A 20790-nucleotide genomic window follows, 5' to 3' on the forward strand; every position below is an offset into this window, starting at 1 on the left:
TGCGGCGCATCCTGAAGGACCGCTTTCGTGAATTTCGCTCTCTACCGGGAGTTGCTCTCCGTTCGGCCGATCCGCCGGCTGCTGCTGGTGGGCATCCTGGCCCGCATCCCGCATTCAGCCGCGGGCGTCCTGCTGACTCTGCACATCGTCCTCACCCTTGGCCAGGGCTACGCCGCAGCGGGCGCCGCAGCGGCCGTCATGACCATCGGCATCGCCTTGGGCGCGCCATGGCGGGGACGGCGCGTGGACACCGTGGGGCTGCGGACTGCGCTGATCCCTTCGGTCATCTCAGAGACGGTGATCTGGTCCATCGTGCCCCACGTGCCGTACCAGTGGCTCCTGCCGCTGGTCTTCGTGGGCGGCCTCCTCACCCTGCCCATTTTCAGCGTGGTACGCCAGTCCCTGGGCGTCTTGGCGGAAGGCGACCAACGGCGGACAGCGTTCGCCCTCGACGCCATCACCACGGAGTTTGTGTTCATGATCGGCCCGGCCGCCGGTGCCGTCGTGGCCACCAGCGGGCACACCACGGCGGGACTGACGGTGGTGGGCGTGGCCACGTCCCTCGCCGGGCTGTTCCTCATGTGGTTCAACCCGCCCACCCGCAGCGAGGGCCTGACGGTGGAATGCGCAGAAGACGAGCAGCATGCCGCCGAGGCCGCCGTGGTATCCACTGCACCGGCTCATGTTCAGGAAGCGGCCGCGGAACTGGCGCCGGCAGGCGCGGCCACCAGCGCGGCACAGGGCCTGAGGGGAAGGCTGGCCGGCGGGTTCGCCTGGTTCACTGCCACGGTCGCGGCGCTCTTCGCCGTTGCCGCCGGCGCGGGCATGGTCCTCAGCGGCACGGACGTTGGCATTGTCGCCGCCCTGGAAATAGGGGGCCACCAGAGCGAAATCGGCATCGTCTTCGTCTTCTGGTGCGCGGCGTCAGTGGTGGGCGGCCTGGTTTACGGCGCCATGCACCGGCCCGTTCCGCCCGTCATCCTGTTGCTTGGCATGGCAGCGCTGACCCTGCCCATGGCCTTCGCCCACGACACCTGGACGCTGGCCTTCATCTCCGTTCTGCCGGGCCTGCTCTGCGCACCCGTCCTCTCCGCAGCTTCCGAGAAAGTGGCCGACCTCGTATCGGAAGAGCGCCGTGGGGAAGCCATGGGCTGGTACGGCTCGGCGCTCACCGCCGGTGTCGCCCTTGGTTCCCCGCTGGCCGGGGTGTTCATTGACGTCATGGGCCCTTCCGGCGGCTTCGTGTCCGTCGGCGCCGCGGGGGTGGTGCTGTGCCTGGTGGGCCTGGCGCTCCAGCAGCGACGCCGCAAGGCCACCGCCTGATTTCCGCTATCGACTGCTCGCCATCGGTTCCCGACCCTCGCCGACGTGCACGCCTACCCACCGCCTGTACCCTCCGCGGAGAATTCCCGCGGGGAGAAACGACGACGGCGGGACGGCCTGCAAAAGGCCGTCCCGCCGTCGGGCGCTGCGTGGGGGAGTCCGTCCCTAGTTCACTGCCCCGGTGTACTTCTCACCCGGGCCCTTGCCCGGGGCGTCCGGAATCAGTGATTCCTCGCGGAAGGCCAGCTGGAGGGAGCGCAGGCCATCGCGCAAGGGTCCGGCGTGCTGGGAGCCGATTTCGGGTGCTGCTGCCGTCACCAGGCCTGCCAGCGCGGTGATCAGTTTGCGGGCCTCGTCCAGGTCCTTCAGTTCGGCTGCGTTGTCTTCAGCGGCGAGGCCAAGCTTCACCGCGGCGGCACTCATCAGGTGCACTGCGGCCGTGGTGATGACCTCGATGGCGGGGACCTCCGAGATATCCCGGATCTGTTGTGAAACGTCCGGGCCTGCGTCGCCGGGCTCGAAAACGTATGAATTACTGTCTGAGGTGCTCATACTGGTAAGCTTGACACAGACCGACTGGATGTCGTTATTTCAGGGATTGTCCCAAAACGATCAGGTTCCCAGCAGTGCATCACAGCGCTGACGGGAATTTTTTCTGTAGAATGGCATCCAGTTTGCAAGCGGAGTTCTCTCCCACCCGCGTCAGCCGCTGTCCCAGGTGTTCCTTTGGAACCTAGGGGGACGTAAGGTTGCCGGGTACCTGGTTGGCACGGCCCGGCATTTGCCGGTTTGTGCAGATGCGCCCCCCTGCGGGGTTGCTTCGCCAACCTGTTTGAGGCCTTCGATTGCTCCGGCAATTGGAGGCCTTCTCTGTTTGCCGGGACTCAACAACAAACACAGGAGCTTTAACATTAGCGAGCCAAGAATCAATGAGCGTATCCGCGTCCCCGAGGTGCGGCTGGTCGGACCTGCAGGTGAACAGGTAGGAATCGTCCGTATTGAGGATGCCCTGCGCCTGGCTGCCGAGTCCGATCTTGATCTCGTTGAAGTTGCACCTCAGGCGAAGCCTCCGGTGTGCAAGCTGATGGACTTCGGCAAGTACAAGTACGAGGCCGCAGTCAAGGCACGCGAAGCCCGGAAGAACCAGACGAACACTGTTCTGAAGGAAATCCGCTTCCGCCTGAAGATCGACACCCACGACTACGAGACCAAGCGCGGCCACGCCCTGCGCTTCCTCGGCGCCGGGGACAAGGTCAAGGCCATGATCCAGTTCCGTGGCCGTGAGCAGCAGCGTCCGGAGATGGGCATCCGCCTGCTTCAGCGCTTCGCGGACGACGTCGCCGAAGTTGGCGTGGTGGAGTCCAGCCCCCGTATTGATGGCCGCAACATGGTCATGGTGGTTGGCCCGCTGAAGAACAAGGCCGAGGCCAAGGCTGAAGCGCGGCGCGCTACGCAGCGTGCCGAAGCCAAGGCGCAGAACGAAGCCAAGGCTGCCGGGCGCGTTGACACCTCAGGCAAGGACCAGACCCCCATGACGCAGTCACTGGCGGACCTCCTGCCCGAAGGCTTCACGGTGTCCACTGAGCCGGAGGCCGCTGCAGAGGAGGCTCCCGTCGAGGCGCCGGTTGCCGCTGCTCCCCAGGAGGAGGCTCCGAAGCAGGAAGCCCCCAAGGCTGCTGCCCCGAAGCAGGAAGCCTCCAAGGCTGCTGCCCCGAAGCGGGAAGCTCCGAAGGCTGCCGCTCCGAAGGCGGCTGCACCGGCCGCCAAACCTGCGGCTGCCGCCACGCCGCCGGCCGCCGCGCCGTCGGCGCCGAAGCCCGCTGCTGTGCCGGCGCCGCCGAAGCCGGTGGCAAGGCCTGCCGCACCCAAGCCTGCTGCCCGCCCTGCCCCCAAGGCAGCGCCGAAGCCGGCCGGTAAGAAGACCAACTAGTTCACAGCTGGCGGAGGCTCCGTCCTCCGGCAGTCAGCAACCAGCATGCTGCCCGCAGGGGCCGCTGCGCGATAGAACTGCGGCCCCCGGGCCCGCAGAAACGTAAGGAGATCGGTTCCCATGCCGAAGATGAAGACCCACAGTGGTGCCAAGAAGCGCTTCAAGCTGACCGGCAGCGGCAAGCTGCGCCGCCAGCAGGCCAACCGCCGCCACTACCTGGAGCACAAGTCCAGCCGCCTGACCCGTCGCCTTGCCGGCGACAAGATCGTCTTCAAGGGCGACGCCAAGGTCATCCGGAAGATGCTCGGCATCTAGTTTCCAAGTGTTTTTTGGCGGGCCTTCCCCTGACGGCCCGCCACCTGCCAAACAGCCTTCTCAGGCCGCCGGACAACCGGCAACAGATGCTTGGGATCAGATTTTCGAAGGAGTACGCACGTGGCACGTGTGAAGAGGGCGGTCAACGCCCACAAGAAGCGCCGGGTTGTTCTTGAACGGGCGAAGGGCTACCGCGGACAGCGTTCGCGCCTGTACCGCAAGGCCAAAGAGCAGCTGCTGCACTCGTTTGTGTACAGCTACGGTGACCGCAAGAAGAAGAAGGGTGACTTCCGCCGCCTGTGGATCCAGCGCATCAACGCTGCTTCCCGCGCCAACGGCCTCACCTACAACCGCCTCATCCAGGGCCTGAAGGCCGCCGAGGTCGAGGTTGACCGCCGCATGCTGGCCGAGCTTGCCGTCTCTGACGCCAACGCATTCGCCGCACTGGTCCAGGTGGCCAAGGACTCCCTGCCGGCCGACACCTCCGCCAAGAAGGTTGCCGCAGCCTAGCAGCCGCTGCCGCCCCTCGCATGAGGGGCCAGTTCAGGAACCAGTGGCCGCAGCTACTACAGTTCTTGTATGAACGAAACCGGGCGCCCGCAAGATCTTCCACTGTCCAATCCCCGAGCCGATCGGGTGAGGGACGTGGCAAAGCTTGCAGGGCGCCCGGCCCGTTTAAAGCGCGGCCAGTTCCTGGCGGAGGGGCCGCAGGCTGTGCGTGAAGCGCTGAAACTACACCAGCAGCGGCTGTCAGCGGGCGCTCCCGGTGTGGTCACCGAGGTCTATGCCAGTGAAAGCTGCCTTGACCGGTTCCCGGAGTTCGAGGAGCTTGCCCAGGGCACCAACGCCCGGGTGGCCACCGACGATGTCCTGGCTGCCATGGCAGATACCGTGAACCCGCAGGGGATCGTGGCTGTCTGCCGCTTTGTGGACGTTTCCCTCGCAGAGGTGCTTGACGCCCGCCCACGCCTGATTGCGGTCCTCTGCCAGGTCAGGGACCCGGGCAACGCCGGCACGGTGCTTCGGGCGGCCGATTCCGCCGGCGCCGATGCCGTGGTTTTCACCGCTTCCAGTGTGGACATCTACAACCCCAAGGCTGTCCGCTCCACTGCGGGCTCGCTGTTCCACCTCCCCGTGGTGCTGGGCGCCGACCCGGCAGAACTTGCCGCCGACTGCAAGGCCCGCGGCATCGGCATTCTCGCCGCAGACGGCTACGGTCAGCTGGACCTGGACGTCCTGCAGGATGAGAGTGCCCGGCGCAGGCTGACCGGGGACGGGCTCCCATCCGCGTACGACCTCGCCGAGCCCACTGCCTGGTTCTTCGGGAATGAGGCGCAGGGGCTCTCCGACGAGGAGCTGGAGCTGGCGGACCACCGGGTGGCCGTCCCGGTATATGGCGCCGCGGAAAGCCTGAACCTGGGAACGGCCGCCACCGTGTGCCTGTACGCCAGCGCCCGCTCGCAGCGCCGTGCCGACGTCGCAGCGGGCGCGCCACACCCTGCGTAAGGGCGCACTGCGACGGTTGTTGGTCCGGACCTGAACCTCCGGTGTCGGCGCGCCAGATCGATTCCGGGCAAAGGAAAGGCCCCGGTTTTCCGGGGCCTATCGGTGATGTTTTTATACAGAACGGTCAGGGTGCGCGGCTGGCTTTTCCGCGTCCGGTGACTGCTCCGTAGATGCCGGCAACAATGAGGCCGCCGACGATAGCGAGAATCCAGGTGCCGAGGTCGAAGAAGGCAAGATCGCCCTTGTTGAACAGGAGGCTGCCAATCCAGCCGCCAACAATGGCTCCGACGACACCCAGGATGAGGCTGGTCACCCAGCCGCCGCCGACCCTGCCGGGCATAACGGCTTTAACAATGGCCCCGACAATCAGGCCCAAAATAATCCAAGCAAGAAAACCCATGTCTCCTCCTTATAATGACCGGGATTAATAGTCCCGATGAGCCTCAAGCTAACATAAGGGCCCCGCAAAGTCAGTAGCCCCAAAGGCGGCGTTGCCGCATCGTTAGGACCCGGTGGTGACCCAGTAAAAATGCCGGCCGCCGGCCCATGGTCCATGCACGGGCAGGTCAGGCAGTCAGTGGCCGTTTGCGTTCCAGCAGGCCGCTGAGGAGGGCGACGCCGAAACCGAGGACGGCGAGGACGGCGCCCACCAGCGCAGGGGCTACGAAGCCCCAGCCGAGTGCGATGACAAGGCCACCAAGGAACGCCCCCAAGGCGTTGGCGACATTGAGTGCGGCATGGTTGAGGGAGGAGGCCAGCGAGGGTGCGTCGGGCGAGGCGTCCAGCAGCCTGGTCTGCAGGGCAGGAATCAGCATGGAGCCGGAAGCTCCCACCACGAACACCATCACCATGGCGCTCCACTGCCAGTGGGCAGCCACCGCGTAGACCACCAGGGCCACGGCAATGGCAGGGAGGACCCGGTAGAGGGTGCCCATGACCGACCGGTCAGCCAGCCTTCCGCCCACGATGTTCCCTGCCACCATGCCAAGTCCGTACAGTGCCACCACAAGGGGCAGCAGGGCGGACGGGATGCCGGCCACGGCGGTCATGGTGTGGGCGATGTAGGTATAAGTGGCGAAGAAACCGCCAAAACCGACGATGCCCACAAGGAGCGCAAGCCACACCTGGAGCCGCTTGAGGGCACCGAGCTCGCGCCGGATGCTGGCATCCGGGTGCGCGTGCTGGAAGGGGACGAATCTCCAGACCATGGCCAAGGCCAGCAGGCCAATGGCGCCCACGAGGACGAACAGCAGCCGCCACCCGAAGGTCTGTCCCAGCCACGTGGCGAACGGCACGCCCACCACGTTGGAGACGCTGAGCCCGGCCATGACCATGGAGATGGCCCAGCCCCGCCGGGTGGGTGGAACCAGGGAAGCTGCGATGACCGCGGCGACGCCGAAGAACGCCCCGTGCGGCAGTCCTGCGGCAAAGCGCGAGACGAGCATCCACCCGTAGTCGGGGGCCATATAGGAACTAAGGTTGGCCACGGTGAAGAACAACAGGAGCCCCAGCGCCAGTTGCTTTCGGGGGAGCTTGGCGCCGACGGCGGCCAGCAGGGGAGCGCCAACCACCACTCCCAGCGCATACGCGGAGATCAGGTGCCCGGCTTCCGGCGTGCTGATCCCCAGCCCCAGCTCAACTTCCTTCAGGAGGCCCATCATGGTGAACTCGGTGACGCCGATTCCCACACCGCCCATTGCCAGGGCGAAGATGGCCATTCCGAGGTTGGTGGACTTGGCGGGGGCTGCCGTGGACGGGGAAATAACGCTGCTCATATGCCTGCTTCTCGTCAAGGGTGGATCTGGAACGGGGACGGATGCCACGGCAGTGGGGCGGGACGGTCCGGACAGTCTGGGAAACCCCTGGCAGGCAGGAGCTATTCCCGGCGCTCCGGCCGGACGGGCGTAAACTGACGTTCCTGGACCTTCCCATTGTGGCCCATAGAATGATCCGGTGACTGGACTGATACAGGTAGTGGGCGGAGCCGTGGTGGACAGTCTGGCGCGTCCGGAGACACTTCTGGTGGCTCGGCGGAGCGCGCCGGAGCACTTGGCAGGGCTGTGGGAGTTTCCAGGGGGCAAAGTGGAACCCGGTGAGGAACCCGAAACGGCCCTGAGGCGGGAGCTCGCTGAGGAACTCGGAATCGACGTGCGGCTGGGTTCCGAACTGGCTGCGGAAACAACGGACGGCTGGTCCCTCAACGAACGGGCCAGCATGCGGGTCTGGTTCGCCGAGGCCACCCGCGGCGAACCCCTGCCCCTTGAAGACCACGATGAACTGCGCTGGGTGGACCTGCGGGACCGGGACGCGGTCCTCGGCCTCCCCTGGATCCCGGCCGATTACCCGATCGTGACCGCCTTGCTGGACTCGGTAGCCGGAACGCTCCGGGAGCCCCTGCGCCTCGAATAGACTTCAAACCCGGCTGGTCAGAACAATGCGTCCTGGCCGGGCGGCCCTGGAGCGGCAGCGTCACAGCGGGAACCCCCGGACGCCGGGGCCGGAATGACGCCTGCCGGGTACTGGGCCTCCTCCACCCGGGGATCGTCCAGGTCCCGGTTGTCCAGGTCCCGGTGGCTGAAGCCGGAGGAATGTGAAAAGCCGTGGCGTGCCTTGAAGTAACGGACCCTGCCGGCCAGCCACATCCGGTATTCCTTAGACGCATATGAGCCGGTCCCGTACAAGCGCCGGTAACGGCCGGCCAGCTCGGGATGGTTGGCGGCGAGCCACTTCATGAACCAGTCCTTGGTTCCCGGCTTCAGGTACAGCGCCCCGGCGGTAACCCCGGTGGCACCGGCGGCCGCCAGGGAGCCGAACAGCGCATCGAGGGCTTCGTCGCTATCGGAAAGCCACGGGAGGATGGGCATGGCCATGACGCCGCAGGGCAAACCGGCTTCGCGGAGCCGGGACACCAGCCGGAGCCGTGCGCGGGGCCCGGGAGTGCCGGGCTCGATCGCTTCCGAGAGGGCCTCATCCGTCATCGCGAGGGAAATGCCGAGCCCCACCGGGACCTGCGTGGCAGCGCTCTTGAGCAGCGGAATGTCGCGCGCCAGCAGTGTTCCCTTGGTGAGAATGGACAGGGGAGTGCCCGACTCCGCCAGCGCATTGATGATTCCCGGCATGAGGCGGTACCGCCCCTCGGCCCGCTGGTAGGGATCGGTGTTGGTGCCCAGCGCCACCTGCTGGCGGGTCCAGGATGCCTTGTTCAGTTCCTTGCGGAGGACCTCCGCCGCGTTGACTTTCACCACCACCTGGCTGTCGAAGTCCCTGCCGGCGTCGAAATCCAGGTAGGTGTGGGTCTTGCGGGCAAAGCAGTAGACGCAGGCGTGACTGCAGCCGCGGTATGGATTAACCGTCCATTCGAACGGCATCTTCGATCCCGCCGGCACCCGGTTCAGGACCGATTTGGCGGTGACCTCGTGGAACGTGATGCCGGCGAACTCCGGCGTGGTGACGGAGCGGACCAGGCCGGCCAGCGGAAGCAGCGCCGGAGCGGCCGCCGCTGTGGGGTCGGGCGTGGGCACCAGGGCTTGCGCTTCCCATCTCATGCCTCCATTCGAAAACATGTTCGAATCGAAGTCAAGCCTGGCACGCTAGTGCCGCAACTCCCAAGTGACTGTCACTGTTGCCTCAACCCGGTTCAGGCCCGGTTCAACCGGGATGGACTCGGTGGCTGACGCCCGCTGCAGTCCCGCCACCGGTATGGGTCCCGGAGTGTGGTGCTGGTCTGCCATGGACAGCACCCTTCCTAGGGTGCCGGAGGCCAGGGCGGCGTACTGTCCGGCGGTGCGGAGCGCGTCCTGCCAGGCGGAGTCCCTGGCCTGTGCCCGGATTGCGGAGTCGTCGGAGAGGACCAGTTGCAGGCTGTTGAGCCGGGCAGAGTCCCCGGCCGCCGCCACGGCCCGGGAAACGATGCTCGATGCGCTGCCCATATCCCGCAGCCTCACCATAAGGCTGCCGCCAGCCACATAGCCCACGAGTTTCTGGCCTTCGCCGTCCCGCCAGGCGAGGTCCGCGCGGACGCTGAGCCCTGCAGACTGGATATCGGCGGAGGCCACGCCGCGGTCTCGAAGCGCCGCGCCCACTGCAGCCAGCGCCCCTCCGGCCGCTGCGAAGGCTTCCTCCACCGAGCCGGCGCGACACTCAACGCCTACGGAGACAAGCATCAGATCAGGGGCGGCTTCGGCCCATCCGGTTCCCGTCGCAGTGACCGTTCCCGCGCCGACTTCCACATGGGCGTCCCGGACCATCACATCCGCCTTCCCGCCAAGGGGTATCCGCCGGCGGCAAGCCCGGCCCGCCGCTCAAAAATGTTCGCCGTTCCCGGATTGCCGGCGCGCAGCACGGACCAGCCGGCAGCCGCCAGGTACAGCGGAATAAACGGCAGCCCCAGGCACCACGCATACTGGCTGCAGTGCCTTTCCTCATGCCCCAGGAGTGCCGGCTGGGACAACAGGTCCCGGGCTGTGCCGCGGCACAGCACCACGTTGCCCAGGGTGTAGGCCTGCGCAAATGGCAGCCGCCATCGGTATTCCGCGGCGATGATCATCCCGCGCGGTCCACGGCTGATCCGCGTCCGGGCAGCCAGGGCGACGGCGAGCCCGGCCAGGGTGCTTCCGTTGAGGAGGTTTGCTGCCCGCCTGAGCCGTTGGGCCGTCGTCGTGCCCTGAAAGGAACCCGCCCGCCGCCGCAAAGTCATGAGGCCATGGTAACCGGAGGGTTCAACTAGACTGGAGGGCAGTGGCCGCCGGTCCTGCCGGTGAGCCCTGACCTGGTCATTGAATGCCACTGACGTTCGGTATTCATCCATGACCTGCCGGCGACGGACGCGCCGCGCGGGACACCGCGCACGGTTGCCCCGACCGCCGGCAGCCACGACTCGTAGCTAAGAACAGTAGATGACTGAAACTTTGCCGGGCGCCGCCATTCCGAACCCCACGGATGAGGCCGCCATTAACGCCGCTGTAGACCAGGCCCTCACCGCCATCGCCGGTGCGGCCACTCTTGACGAGCTGAAGGCGGTGCGCCTTGCCCACAGCGGTGAGAAGTCCCCGCTCAGCCTTGCCAACCGTGAAATTGGCCGGCTGCCCAAGGACCAGAAGGCGCTCGCCGGAAAGCTGATGGGTGCCTCCCGCGGCAAGGTCAACAAGGCGCTCGCCGATCGCGCCGAAGTGCTGGAGGCTGAAAACGACGCACGGATCCTGGTGGAGGAAACCGTTGACGTCACGGCCGCCCCGCGCCGCCGCCGCGCCGGTGCCCGCCACCCGCTCTCCACCCTGCAGGACCGGGTTGCGGACATCTTCGTCGGCATGGGCTGGGAAATCGCCGAAGGCCCGGAGGTGGAATCCGAGTGGTTCAACTTCGATGCCCTGAACTTCAAGCCGGACCACCCGGCCCGGGAAATGCAGGACACCTTCTTCGTCGAGCCGCCCGAGGCGCACCTGCTGATGCGCACCCACACCTCCCCGGTACAGGTCCGTTCCATGCTGGAGCGCGAGGTGCCCATCTACGTGCTGTGCCCGGGCAAGGTGTTCCGCACCGACGAGCTGGACGCCACCCACACCCCGGTGTTCCACCAATTTGAGGGCCTGGCCATCGACAAGAAGCTGTCCATGGCTGACCTGCGCGGCACCCTGGAGCACTTCGCCCGGCAGATGTTCGGCGATGAGGCCCAGATCCGGCTGCGCCCGAACTACTTCCCGTTCACCGAGCCCTCCGCCGAGCTGGACATCTGGCACCCGGGCGCCAAGGGCGGTCCCCGCTGGATCGAGTGGGGCGGCTGCGGCATGGTCAACCCGAACGTGCTCCGCGCGGCCGGCATCGACCCGGACGTCTATTCAGGTTTTGCCTTCGGCATGGGCATCGAGCGGACCCTCATGTTCCGCAACGAGGTCGGCGACATGCGCGACATGATCGAAGGCGATGTACGTTTCAGCGAGCACTTCGGGATGGAGATCTAACAGTGCGTATCCCACTTTCCTGGCTGCGGGAATTCGCAGCAGTACCGGCCGGAGCAACGGCCGAAGACGTCATGGAAGACCTGGTCAAGGTCGGCTTTGAAGAAGAAGCCGTCCACCGTCCCACGGACACCCTCCAGGGCCCCGTGGTGGTGGGCCAGGTCCTCAGCCTGGTCAAGGAACCGCAGACCAACGGTAAGACCATCAACTGGTGCCAGGTCCGCGTAGTCCCCGAAGGCAAGGAACAGACCCTCACCGGGGACGGCATCGACCCGTCCGGCGTTCAGGGCATCATCTGCGGCGCGCACAACTTCGTTGAGGGCGACAAAGTGGTGGTCACGCTTCCCGGCGCCGTGCTGCCTGGCGACTTCCGCATCTCAGCCCGCAAGACGTACGGACACCTGTCCGCCGGCATGATCGCCTCGGTCCGCGAACTGGGCATCGGCGAGGACCACGACGGCATCCTGGTGCTGTCCCGCATCGGGCTGGACCCGGAAATCGGCACCGACGCGATGGAGCTCCTTGGCCTGTACGACCAGGCCGCGGAAATCAACGTCACCCCGGACCGCGGCTACGCCTTCTCCATCCGCGGCGTGGCCCGCGAATACGCGCACGCCACCGGCACCGCGTTCACGGATCCCGCATCCAAGGTCCAGGCACCGGCCGAACTGTCCGGCGGCTACGGCGTCAAGCTCAACGACGACGCCCCCATCTACGGCAAGGCCGGCTGCGACCGGTTCGTGGCCCGCACCGTCAGGGGCGTGGACGCCACCCGGCCCACCCCGCCATGGATGGTCTCCCGGCTCCGGCTCGCCGGCATCCGCTCCATCTCGCTGCCGGTGGACATCTCCAACTACGTCATGCTCGAGCTGGGCCAGCCCACGCACTGCTACGACCTGGACAAGCTCTCCGGCGACATCGTGGTGCGCCGCGCCTCCGCGGGAGAGAAGATCACCACCCTGGACGGCAAGGAGCGCACCCTTGACGCCGAGGACCTGCTCATCACCGACGACTCCGGCGCCATCGGCATCGCCGGCGTCATGGGCGGCGCGGCAACCGAGGTGAGCGATTCGACGTCGAACATCCTCGTCGAGTCCGCGCACTTTGACGACGTGTCCATCGGGCGGTCACGGCGCAGGCACAAGCTGCCGTCCGAGGCGTCCAAGCGCTTCGAACGCGGCGTGGACTGGCAGGTGGCGGGCATCGCCGCCCAGCGCGTGGTGGACCTCCTGGTGGAACTTGCCGGAGGCACCGCGGACGAAGCGGGAACCGACGTCGGGACCGCCCCGGACACCGTCACCATCGACCTGCCCGCCGGCTTCGCTGCCGCGCGGATCGGCATCGACTTCACTGAGCAGCAGATTGTGACGTCTCTCGAGGACCTTGGCGCCATGGTAGTGAAGAACGACGGCGGCTGGACCGTTACGCCGCCGAGCTGGCGGAGCGACCTTGAGACCAAGGACGACCTGACCGAGGAAATTGCCCGGCTGGTGGGCTATGACAAGATTCCCGCCACGCTGCCGGTGGCCCCTCCGGGCCGTGGCCTCACCCGCGTCCAGCAGCAGCGCCGCCGCCTCATCCAGGCACTGGCCGACGCCGGACTCACCGAGGTCCTGTCCTACCCGTTCGTCTCCAAGGCGGCCAACGACACCTTCGGCGTGGCTGATGAAGGAGGGGCGCGGGCCGCCCTCAAGCTGGCCAATCCGATCAGCGAGGAGCACGGCTTCCTGCGCACGTCCATCCTGCCCGGACTGATCGAGGTGGCCAAGCGCAACCACTCCCGTGGCTTCCGGGATCTCGCCCTGTTCGAATCCGGACTGGTGTTCCTGCCCGAGGGGACTGTGGGCACGGCCGCCATCCCGCCGCTGGGCGCCAAGCCTGCCGATGAGGTGCTTGACGGACTGTACGACGGTGTCCCGAACCAGCCGTTCCACATCGCTGCGGTCCTCACCGGCCACGATTCCCCGGCCGCCGCGTCCCACACGCCCCGCGCATGGGACTGGGCCGACGCACTGGACGTGGCCCGGCTTGCCGGCGACGTGCTGGGCGTTGACCTGGTGGTCAGCCAGGGCAGCCACCAGGCGTTCCACCCGGGCCGCACCGCCCGGCTGGCGCTGCGCACGGGGGAGACCGTTGGCTACGCCGGCGAACTGCACCCCAAGCTGCTGGCTGCCTCGGATATGCCCGCCCGTTCGGTGGCACTGGAACTCGATGCCGATGCCCTGTTCGAGGCCGCGCCCGACGTGATTGTGGCCCGCCACATCTCCACGTTCCCGGTGGCCACCCAGGACGTGGCGCTCGTGGTCCCGGCCGACGTGCCCGCCGACGACGTCCTTGCCGCCCTGCGGGAAGGCGCCGGCGAACTGCTGGAGGATGTGGCGCTGTTCGACGTCTATGCCGGCAAGGGCATCGAGGAGGGCAAAAAGTCACTGGCCTTCGGCCTGCGGTTCCGTGCTGCCGACCGCACGCTGACCGCTGATGAAGCCTCGGCGGCGCGTGAAGGCGCGGTTGCGCTGGCAGCCGAACGCTTCGGAGCTGTCCAGCGGTAGGCGGAGTCCCTACCGGACGCCAAAAGTCCCCGCAACCTTCGACGGTTGCGGGGACTTTTTGTTGGCCGGTGCCTACGGAACCAGCAGGACCTTCCCGGTGGTCTTACGGCCCTCAAGATCGCGGTGGGCCTGCCCGGCCTGGCTGAGGGGGTAGCGCGCGCCGATCCGGACCTTCAGGCTGCCGTCGGCAGCGGCGGCAAACACGTCGTCCGAGCGCCAGCGCCGCTCGGCCGCATCCCGCAGGTAATGGCCCACGGTGGGGCGCGTCAGGAACAGGGAACCCCCTGAGTTGAGGCGCTGCGGGTCAACCGGCGGGACAGGCCCGGAGGCTGCGCCGAACAGCACCAGCATTCCCCGGATCCGCAATGCGGAAAGCGAACCGTCGAAGGTGTCCTTGCCCACGCCGTCGTACACCACGTCCACCCCGGTGCCGCTGGTGATGTCCCTGACCTGCTCCGCAAAGCCGTCATAGCGCAGCACATGGTCTGCGCCGGCGTCGCGCGCCAGTTGCTCCTTTTCGTCAGTCGAGACCGTGGTGATGACTTCCGCGCCGCGCGCCTTGAGCAGCTGGATCAGCAGCAGCCCCACCCCGCCGGCCCCGGCATGCAGCAGGACTTTGTGGCCTGGCTCCACCTTGAACGTGGAGTTCATCAGGTAATGCGCCGTGACCCCCTGCAGCGGAAGGGCTGCCGCGGTGAAGACGTCCAGGCCTTTCGGGACCGGCAGCGCGGCGTCCTCATCGACCAGCGCGTAATCGGCGTAGCAGGCGATGCCTTCAGCGGTGGCAACCCGGTCGCCCACGGCGAAGCCCGTCACGCCGTCCCCCACGGCCTCCACAGTCCCCGCAGCTTCCGATCCGGGAGTAAAGGGGTAGGAAACTTTATAGGTGCCGCTGCGCTTGTAGGTGTCGATGAAATTGACGCCTGCCGCCCCGACTTTGATCAGCAATTGGCCGGGGCCCGGAGCGGGGGGCTCAACCTCCACATAGTCAAGGACTTCCGGTCCGCCTGCCTGCCGTGCGACGATTGCGTGCGTCATGGCTCTCCTTTCGCGGGTCCCGGCGTTTCCGGCCCCGGCTGCCGAGACCATCCTAGGGACACCCGCAGGCAGCGCGACAAGTGGGAGCCGCACGAAGCCAGAACGTTCATCATGCATAAATATCGGTAGGAATGCATAACTATTGCTGTATAGTCGGAGCATGACTATTTCTGTTGCGGTTTCGGGAGCCAGCGGCTACGCCGGGGGAGAGGTCCTGCGCCTCCTTGCGGGGCACCCTGGCGTGACCATCGGCGCCATCACGGCCCACAGCAATGCAGGTTCCCGGCTTGGTGAGCTGCAGCCGCACCTGCACGGGCTGGCCGACCGGATTCTCGAAGACACCACGGTGGCCAACCTCGCCGGCCATGACGTGGTCTTCCTCGCGCTGCCGCATGGTGCCTCCGCTGAAATCGCCGCCCAGTTGCCCGAAGGGACAGTGGTGATCGACGCCGGCGCTGACCACCGGCTCGAAGACCCTGCCGCCTGGGAAAAGTTCTACGGTTCCGCGCATGCCGGCACCTGGCCCTATGGGCTTCCGGAACTGCCCGGCCAGCGCGAAGCCTTGAAGGGTGCCACGCGCATTGCCGTTCCCGGCTGCTACCCGACGTCGGCCCTCCTCGCGCTGGCTCCCGGGTTCGCTGACCACCTGCTGGAACCCGACGACGTAGTGATCGTGTCCGCCTCCGGCACCTCCGGCGCGGGCAAGGCTGCCAAGGTCAACCTGATTGGCTCTGAAGTTATGGGCTCCATGAGCCCCTACGGCGTGGGTGGCGGGCACCGGCACACACCGGAAATCGAGCAGGGCCTGTCGAATGCGGCGGGGGAGAAAGTCACTGTTTCCTTCACGCCCACGCTGGCCCCGATGAGCCGGGGCATCCTGAGCACCGCCACCGCGAAGGTCAAGCCCGGCACCACCGCAGCGCAGCTGCGCCTGGCCTGGATCGAAGCGTACGAGGACGAGCCGTTCGTGCACGTGCTGCCCGAAGGCCAGTGGCCGACGACCAAGTCTGTCGTGGGTTCCAACCACGCGGCCATGCAGGTGGCATTCGACCCCCACGCGGGGCGTGTCGTCGTCACGTGCGTGATCGACAACCTGACCAAGGGCACTGCCGGCGGCGCCGTGCAGTCCATGAACATCGCACTCGGCCTGCCGGAAACCGCCGGCCTCAACCTGCAGGGAGTAGCCCCGTGACCATCACCGCACCCCAGGGATTCCGGGCCGCCGGCGTCACCGCCGGACTCAAGGCCTCCGGCAACCCGGACCTGGCCCTGGTTGTCAATGACGGGCCGTCCAAGGCCGCTGCCGCCGTCTTCACGAGCAACCGGGTGGCAGCAGCCCCCGTGCACTGGTCCCGCCAGGTAGTCTCCGACGGCCGCGTGGACGCCGTCGTCCTGAACTCGGGCGGCGCCAACGCCTGCACGGGGCCCACCGGCTTCCAGAACACCCACAGCACCGCCGAAAAAGTTGCCGAGGTCCTGGGCATCTCTGCGACCGACGTGTTCGTCTGCTCCACGGGCCTGATCGGCGAGCAGCTGCCCATGGACAAGATCCTTCCGGGCGTCGAGGCCGCAGCAGCGGCGCTCAGCACTGATGGGGGCCCGGCTGCCGGTACCGCCATCATGACCACCGACAGCGTGCCCAAGTCTGCCCTGTTCATCGGCACCGACGCCGACGGCCGGGAATTCAGCATCGGCGGCATCGCCAAGGGCGCCGGCATGCTGGCTCCCGGGCTGGCCACCATGCTGGTGGTGCTGACCACGGATGCCGACGTCCAGCCGGAAATGCTCGACGTCGTCCTCCGCGACGCCACCCGCGTTAGCTTTGACCGCGCCGACTCTGACGGCTGCATGTCCACCAACGACACCGTGGTTTTGATGGCGTCCGGCGCCTCGGGCGCCGTGCCGTCGGCAGAGGCCTTTGGCGCCGGACTCACGCAGGTCTGCGCCGAGCTGGCCCGGAAGCTGATTGCCGACGCCGAGGGAGCCAGCCACGACATCGCCATTCGCACATTCAACGCGGCCAGCGAAGCCGACGCCGAAACCGTCAGCCGCTCGGTTGCGCGCTCCAACCTGTTCAAGGCCGCCATCTTCGGGCAGGACCCCAACTGGGGCCGCGTGCTCTCAGCGGTGGGCACCACGGACGCCGCCTTCGAGCCCGACAAGCTCAACGTCGCCATGAACGGCGTCCAGATCTGCCGCGACGGCAGCATCGGCGATGACCGCAGCCTGGTGGACCTGGAACCCCGCGAGGTCCTGGTGGAGATCGACCTGCAGGCAGGCGATGCCGAGGCCACCATCTGGACCAACGACCTCACCCACGACTACGTCCACGAAAACAGCGCCTACTCCAGCTAAGGGCGTTGCCCTCCAGGCCCAGACCGCTGTGGAAAGTGACACCATGAACACCCAGACGCGTGAAACCACCAGCATGTCCGCTGCGCAGGACAAAGCAGAAACCCTGATCGAGGCCCTGCCCTGGATCCAGCGGTTCGCAGGCACCACCATGGTGATCAAGTACGGCGGCAACGCCATGGTCAACGACGAACTCCGGCGTGCCTTCGCCGAGGACATCGTTTTCCTCCACCACGTGGGCATCCACCCCGTGGTGGTACACGGCGGCGGCCCGCAGATCAACTCCATGCTGGGCCGGCTGGGCATCGAATCCGAGTTCAAAGGCGGCCTGCGCGTCACCACCCCCGAAGCCATGGACGTAGTCCGCATGGTCCTCACCGGCCAGGTGGGCCGCGAACTGGTGGGCCTGATCAACTCCCACGGACCCTACGCCGTCGGCATGTCCGGCGAAGACGGCGGCCTCCTCCGCGCCGTCCGGACCGGGACCGTGGTGGACGGTGAAGACGTGGATCTGGGACTGGTCGGCGAGGTGGTCGGCGTCGACCCCGCAGGCATCGTGGACATCCTCGCGGCCGGGCGGATCCCCGTGATCTCCACGGTGGCCCCGGAGATCGTCGACGGCGGCGACGGCGTGGCGGGCACCGCGCGGTTCCAGCCCACGGGGCAGGTCCTGAACGTCAACGCGGACACCGCAGCTGCCGCGGTCGCCTCGGCGCTGGGTGCTTCCAAGCTGGTCATCCTGACAGATGTCGAGGGACTGTATGCCAATTGGCCGGACAAGTCTTCCCTGATCTCCTCCCTCACGGCGTCGGAGCTGCGGGACATGTTGCCCAGGCTCGAATCGGGCATGATCCCGAAGATGGCCGCCTGCTTGAAGGCCGTCGACGAGGGCGTGGAACAGGCACACATCGTGGATGGGCGCCTGGCACACTCCATGCTGCTTGAAACATTCACGACGGCGGGCATCGGCACCCAGGTAGTCCCGGACGAGGAGATCAACGGATGAACACCGTGGAAAAATCATCAGTGAATGAGTTGGTGGAGACTACCGGCCACGCCGGCTCCGAGTGGCTTTCCCGCTACTCGAGCTCCCTCATGAACGTGTTCGGGACGCCGCAGCGGATCCTGGTCCGCGGTGCCGGCTGCCTGGTCTGGGACGCGGACGGCAAGGAATATCTTGACCTGCTGGGCGGCATCGCCGTCAACGCCCTGGGCCACGCCCACCCGTTCGTCACCTCGGTCATTTCCAGCCAGTTGGCCACCCTGGGCCATGTCTCCAACTTCTTCACCAGCCCCACTCAGGTGGCTCTGGCCGAGAAACTTTTGGAGCTGACCCACGCGCCGGCAGGGTCGAAGGTGTTCTTCAGCAACTCCGGCACGGAAGCGAACGAGGCCGCCTTCAAGCTCGCGCGCCGCAACACCGGCACCGGCGATACCAAGCGGACGAAGATCATCGCCCTCGAAGGCGCGTTCCACGGCCGGACCATGGGTGCGCTGGCCCTCACGGCCAAAGAAGCCTACCGGGCACCGTTCGAGCCGCTGCCCGGCGGGGTGGTGCACATCCCGTTCGGTGATATCACGGCGCTGGAGGCGGCAGTGGACGACACCGTTGCCGCCGTCTTCCTGGAGCCGATCCAGGGTGAAGCGGGCGTCCGGCCGCTGCCGCCGGGTTACCTCAAAGCTGCCCGCGAGGCCACGAGCAAGGCCGGAGCCCTGCTGATCCTCGACGAAGTCCAGACGGGCATCGGACGGACCGGCAAGTGGCTCGCCAGCGAGGATGCAGGAATCGTCCCCGACGCCGTCACGTTGGCAAAGGGACTCGGCGGAGGCTTCCCCATCGGTGCCCTGATCACCTTTGGCGAGCAGACGTCGTCGTTGCTCTCCGCGGGCCAGCACGGCACCACCTTCGGTGGCAACCCTGTTGCCACCGCTGCCGCACTGGCCACCCTGCACGCCCTGGAAAGCCAGAACGTGCTCGCAAACGCCGTCGCGGTGGGGGAGCACCTGCGCTCCGGGCTCGCTGCCATTCCGGGCGTGACCGAGGTCCGGGGCGAAGGGCTCCTGATCGGTTTCGACCTCGATGCCGACGTTGCGCCCGCCGCCGTGCAGGCCGCCCTTGATGCGGGCTTCATCATCAACAGCCCCGGCCCGCGGACTATCCGCCTGGCCCCGCCGCTGATCCTCACCGAGGCGCAGGCAGACACCTTCCTCGCCGCCTTCCCGGCAATCCTCCAAGCAGCTAAGGACGCCCAGTGACCACCGCAACCCGGCACTTCCTCAAGGACACCGACCTCAGCCCCGCCGAGCAGGCAGAGGTGCTGGACCTCGCCGCCCGCATGAAGGCGGCCCCCTACAGCGTGCAGCCCTACGCCGCGGAAGGCAGCGGCCGCAAGACCGTGGCCGTGATCTTCGACAAGACCTCCACCCGGACCCGCGTCTCTTTCGCCACCGGCGTTGCGGACATGGGCGGCAACGCCCTCATCATCAATCCGGGAGAAGCGCAGATCGGGCACAAGGAATCCGTGGAGGACACCGCCAAGGTGCTCGAACGCATGGTCTCCACCATCGTGTGGCGCACCGGGGCGCATGCCGGCCTCGTGGCCATGGCGGAGAACTCCAAAGTGCCCGTCATCAACGCCCTGTGCGACGACTACCACCCGTGCCAGCTGCTGGCCGACCTGTTGGCTGTGAAGGAGCACAAGGGCCAGCTCAAGGGGCTCACCATGAGCTACCTGGGCGATGCCGCCAACAACATGGCCAACTCCTACCTCCTGGCCGGGGTGACCGCCGGAATGCACGTCCGCATCGCCGGACCCGAGGGCTACCTGCCGGCCGCTGAAATTGTGGCTGCTGCCGAGGAACGCGCGGCGGAAAGCGGCGGCTCGGTGCTGATCACCAGTGACGCCAAAGAGGCCCTCCAGGGCGCAGACGTCGTCGCCACCGATACCTGGGTCTCCATGGGGCAGGAGGCGGAAAAGGAGGCCCGGATGCAGTTGTTCCGGGACTACTCCGTGGACTCCGACGCCATGGCACTGGCTGCGGATGACGCCGTCGTGCTGCACTGCCTGCCCGCCTACCGGGGCTACGAAATCTCCGCCGACGTCATCGACGGCCCGCAGTCCATCGTCTGGGACGAAGCGGAAAACCGCCTCCACGCCCAGAAGGCGCTGATGGCCTGGCTGATGCACCGTTCCGGCCTTGCGTTCGTGGACGGTCTTTCCCCCGTCGAGGGCACTGGGGAGAGCACGTTCTAGTGTCCGCCCAGCCGTCCTCCCCGGGCACCAGCCCGGCCACCAAGACAGCCCGGCAGGCGCGCATCACCGCGATCCTCACCGGGCAGTCCGTGCGTTCCCAGGCGGAACTCGCGGCGTTGCTGGCGGACGACGGCGTGCAGGTCACCCAGGCCACGCTGTCCCGCGACCTCGTGGAGCTGGGGGCCGTCCGCGTCCGCGGGAAGGAAGGTGTCCTGGTGTACGCCGTCCCTGGCGAGGGCGGCGAACGGGGTGCCAAGAGCGGCGTCACCCAGGAGATCCTGGATGCCCGGCTCGCGCGGCTGTGCAGCGAACTGCTGGTCACTGCCGAAGCCTCCGCCAACATCGCAGTCCTCCGGACACCGCCGGGGGCCGCGAACTTCCTGGCCCTGGCCATCGACCACTCGGTGATGCCGTCCATCCTGGGCACCATCGCCGGCGACGACACCGTCCTGCTGGTTTCCCGTGACCCGCTGGGTGGCCCGGACCTCGCCGCCCGCTTCCTGCAACTGGCTGAGGAAGCCGGGCAATAAGCTTGAAGACAACGAATCAACCCACCCCCAACAAGGAGC

21 protein-coding genes are annotated in these 20790 nt (G+C 67.1%); 14 read left to right on the plus strand and 7 right to left on the minus strand.

From position 1 onward, the window contains the following. The first annotated feature begins 27 nt into the window (after nt 1-27). A complete protein-coding gene (locus VXJ37_RS13650) occupies nt 28-1323 on the plus strand; it encodes an MFS transporter (RefSeq protein WP_331323563.1) in 1296 nt (431 codons plus the stop codon). 165 nt (nt 1324-1488) lie between these two features. On the opposite strand, the gene VXJ37_RS13655 is transcribed toward VXJ37_RS13650, so the two are convergent. After that, nucleotides 1489-1875 carry a DUF1844 domain-containing protein gene (locus tag VXJ37_RS13655; RefSeq protein WP_141940802.1) on the minus strand — a complete coding sequence of 129 codons (387 nt, stop codon included), beginning with the start codon at nt 1873-1875 and terminating at the stop codon, nt 1489-1491. A gap of 400 nt (nt 1876-2275) precedes the next feature. Between VXJ37_RS13655 and infC the strand changes: the two genes are divergently transcribed. From infC to VXJ37_RS13675, 4 genes are all read left to right on the plus strand, one after another. Continuing rightward, entirely contained in the window at nt 2276-3253 is a 978-nt protein-coding gene (gene infC, locus VXJ37_RS13660; protein ID WP_440589810.1) for a translation initiation factor IF-3, read from the plus strand. A 120-nt stretch (nt 3254-3373) separates the two neighbouring features. Continuing rightward, nucleotides 3374-3568, plus strand: a complete 195-nt coding sequence (gene rpmI / locus VXJ37_RS13665) for a 50S ribosomal protein L35 (RefSeq protein ID WP_009358635.1) — start codon at nt 3374-3376, stop codon at nt 3566-3568. A gap of 120 nt (nt 3569-3688) precedes the next feature. Continuing rightward, complete coding sequence (gene rplT / locus VXJ37_RS13670; protein ID WP_018763610.1) at nt 3689-4078, plus strand: 50S ribosomal protein L20; 390 nt, start codon at nt 3689-3691, stop codon at nt 4076-4078. Between the two features lie 69 nt (nt 4079-4147). Further along, entirely contained in the window at nt 4148-5074 is a 927-nt protein-coding gene (locus tag VXJ37_RS13675) for a TrmH family RNA methyltransferase (protein ID WP_331323565.1), read from the plus strand. Between the two features lie 124 nt (nt 5075-5198). Here VXJ37_RS13675 and VXJ37_RS13680 read toward each other — a convergent pair whose 3' ends face one another. Both VXJ37_RS13680 and VXJ37_RS13685 read right to left on the minus strand, forming a co-directional pair. Beyond that, nucleotides 5199-5474, minus strand: a complete 276-nt coding sequence (locus VXJ37_RS13680) for a GlsB/YeaQ/YmgE family stress response membrane protein (RefSeq protein ID WP_142134490.1) — start codon at nt 5472-5474, stop codon at nt 5199-5201. Between the two features lie 166 nt (nt 5475-5640). After that, nucleotides 5641-6849 (minus strand): MFS transporter, encoded by a 1209-nt coding sequence (locus tag VXJ37_RS13685; protein WP_331323566.1) that lies wholly within the window; start codon nt 6847-6849, stop codon nt 5641-5643. A 178-nt stretch (nt 6850-7027) separates the two neighbouring features. On the opposite strand from VXJ37_RS13685, the gene VXJ37_RS13690 reads away from it, so the two are divergent. Beyond that, nucleotides 7028-7483: a (deoxy)nucleoside triphosphate pyrophosphohydrolase gene (locus VXJ37_RS13690; RefSeq protein ID WP_331323567.1), complete on the plus strand. Its 456-nt coding sequence runs from the start codon at nt 7028-7030 to the stop codon at nt 7481-7483. A gap of 17 nt (nt 7484-7500) precedes the next feature. On the opposite strand, the gene VXJ37_RS13695 is transcribed toward VXJ37_RS13690, so the two are convergent. The 3 genes from VXJ37_RS13695 to VXJ37_RS13705 are packed head-to-tail and all read right to left on the minus strand — an operon-like array spanning nt 7501 to nt 9770. Beyond that, the gene (locus VXJ37_RS13695) at nt 7501-8619 is read right to left on the minus strand and encodes an Rv2578c family radical SAM protein (protein ID WP_331323569.1); all 1119 of its coding nucleotides are present in this window, start codon (nt 8617-8619) and stop codon (nt 7501-7503) included. Between the two features lie 45 nt (nt 8620-8664). Next, entirely contained in the window at nt 8665-9321 is a 657-nt protein-coding gene (locus VXJ37_RS13700) for an SIMPL domain-containing protein (protein WP_331323570.1), read from the minus strand. Next, nucleotides 9321-9770, minus strand: a complete 450-nt coding sequence (locus VXJ37_RS13705; RefSeq protein WP_331323571.1) for a hypothetical protein — start codon at nt 9768-9770, stop codon at nt 9321-9323. The genes VXJ37_RS13700 and VXJ37_RS13705 overlap by 1 nt, the downstream gene beginning before the upstream one ends. Nucleotides 9771-9969: 199 nt before the next feature. Here VXJ37_RS13705 and pheS point away from each other — a divergent pair, with 199 nt between their 5' ends. Beyond that, nucleotides 9970-11031: a phenylalanine--tRNA ligase subunit alpha gene (gene pheS / locus VXJ37_RS13710; protein WP_331323572.1), complete on the plus strand. Its 1062-nt coding sequence runs from the start codon at nt 9970-9972 to the stop codon at nt 11029-11031. A gap of 2 nt (nt 11032-11033) precedes the next feature. Then, a complete protein-coding gene (pheT, locus tag VXJ37_RS13715) occupies nt 11034-13577 on the plus strand; it encodes a phenylalanine--tRNA ligase subunit beta (protein ID WP_331323573.1) in 2544 nt (847 codons plus the stop codon). Between the two features lie 72 nt (nt 13578-13649). Here the strand turns inward: pheT and VXJ37_RS13720 are convergent, their stop codons facing one another. Then, nucleotides 13650-14615: a quinone oxidoreductase family protein gene (locus VXJ37_RS13720; RefSeq protein ID WP_331323574.1), complete on the minus strand. Its 966-nt coding sequence runs from the start codon at nt 14613-14615 to the stop codon at nt 13650-13652. Nucleotides 14616-14775: 160 nt separating this feature from the next. On the opposite strand from VXJ37_RS13720, the gene argC reads away from it, so the two are divergent. Genes argC through VXJ37_RS13750 form a run of 6 tightly spaced genes read left to right on the plus strand, consistent with a single transcriptional unit; the run spans nt 14776 to nt 20751 of the window. Beyond that, the gene (gene argC, locus VXJ37_RS13725) at nt 14776-15807 is read left to right on the plus strand and encodes an N-acetyl-gamma-glutamyl-phosphate reductase (RefSeq protein ID WP_331323575.1); all 1032 of its coding nucleotides are present in this window, start codon (nt 14776-14778) and stop codon (nt 15805-15807) included. Next, on the plus strand, nt 15804-16970 hold the full coding sequence (argJ, locus tag VXJ37_RS13730; RefSeq protein ID WP_331323576.1) for a bifunctional glutamate N-acetyltransferase/amino-acid acetyltransferase ArgJ: 1167 nt from the start codon (nt 15804-15806) through the stop codon (nt 16968-16970). Before argC ends, argJ begins: the two co-directional genes overlap by 4 nt. A gap of 43 nt (nt 16971-17013) precedes the next feature. Continuing rightward, entirely contained in the window at nt 17014-17973 is a 960-nt protein-coding gene (gene argB, locus VXJ37_RS13735) for an acetylglutamate kinase (protein WP_331323578.1), read from the plus strand. Continuing rightward, entirely contained in the window at nt 17970-19223 is a 1254-nt protein-coding gene (locus tag VXJ37_RS13740; protein ID WP_331323579.1) for an acetylornithine transaminase, read from the plus strand. The genes argB and VXJ37_RS13740 overlap by 4 nt, the downstream gene beginning before the upstream one ends. Further along, complete coding sequence (gene argF / locus VXJ37_RS13745) at nt 19220-20221, plus strand: ornithine carbamoyltransferase (RefSeq protein ID WP_331323580.1); 1002 nt, start codon at nt 19220-19222, stop codon at nt 20219-20221. Before VXJ37_RS13740 ends, argF begins: the two co-directional genes overlap by 4 nt. Beyond that, a complete protein-coding gene (locus tag VXJ37_RS13750; protein ID WP_159632296.1) occupies nt 20221-20751 on the plus strand; it encodes an arginine repressor in 531 nt (176 codons plus the stop codon). The genes argF and VXJ37_RS13750 overlap by 1 nt, the downstream gene beginning before the upstream one ends. Nucleotides 20752-20790: the final 39 nt, after the last annotated feature.

It is taken from the genome of Pseudarthrobacter phenanthrenivorans, from assembly GCF_036455295.1.
In the GTDB taxonomy this organism is placed as follows: Bacteria; Actinomycetota; Actinomycetes; order Actinomycetales; family Micrococcaceae; genus Arthrobacter; species Arthrobacter phenanthrenivorans_C.

What these genes read in the sequence shown, in the direction of transcription:
- VXJ37_RS13655 (WP_141940802.1), bottom strand. Translation starts at nt 1,875, where the DNA reads ATGAGCACCTCAGACAGTAATTCATACGTTTTCGAGCCCGGCGACGCA.
- rpmI (WP_009358635.1), top strand. Translation starts at nt 3,374, where the DNA reads ATGCCGAAGATGAAGACCCACAGTGGTGCCAAGAAGCGCTTCAAGCTG.
- VXJ37_RS13675 (WP_331323565.1), top strand. Translation starts at nt 4,148, where the DNA reads ATGAACGAAACCGGGCGCCCGCAAGATCTTCCACTGTCCAATCCCCGA.
- VXJ37_RS13680 (WP_142134490.1), bottom strand. Translation starts at nt 5,474, where the DNA reads ATGGGTTTTCTTGCTTGGATTATTTTGGGCCTGATTGTCGGGGCCATT.
- VXJ37_RS13685 (WP_331323566.1), bottom strand. Translation starts at nt 6,849, where the DNA reads ATGAGCAGCGTTATTTCCCCGTCCACGGCAGCCCCCGCCAAGTCCACC.
- VXJ37_RS13695 (WP_331323569.1), bottom strand. Translation starts at nt 8,619, where the DNA reads ATGAGATGGGAAGCGCAAGCCCTGGTGCCCACGCCCGACCCCACAGCG.
- VXJ37_RS13700 (WP_331323570.1), bottom strand. Translation starts at nt 9,321, where the DNA reads ATGGTCCGGGACGCCCATGTGGAAGTCGGCGCGGGAACGGTCACTGCG.
- VXJ37_RS13705 (WP_331323571.1), bottom strand. Translation starts at nt 9,770, where the DNA reads ATGACTTTGCGGCGGCGGGCGGGTTCCTTTCAGGGCACGACGACGGCC.
- pheS (WP_331323572.1), top strand. Translation starts at nt 9,970, where the DNA reads ATGACTGAAACTTTGCCGGGCGCCGCCATTCCGAACCCCACGGATGAG.
- VXJ37_RS13720 (WP_331323574.1), bottom strand. Translation starts at nt 14,615, where the DNA reads ATGACGCACGCAATCGTCGCACGGCAGGCAGGCGGACCGGAAGTCCTT.
- argC (WP_331323575.1), top strand. Translation starts at nt 14,776, where the DNA reads ATGACTATTTCTGTTGCGGTTTCGGGAGCCAGCGGCTACGCCGGGGGA.
- argB (WP_331323578.1), top strand. Translation starts at nt 17,014, where the DNA reads ATGAACACCCAGACGCGTGAAACCACCAGCATGTCCGCTGCGCAGGAC.
- VXJ37_RS13740 (WP_331323579.1), top strand. Translation starts at nt 17,970, where the DNA reads ATGAACACCGTGGAAAAATCATCAGTGAATGAGTTGGTGGAGACTACC.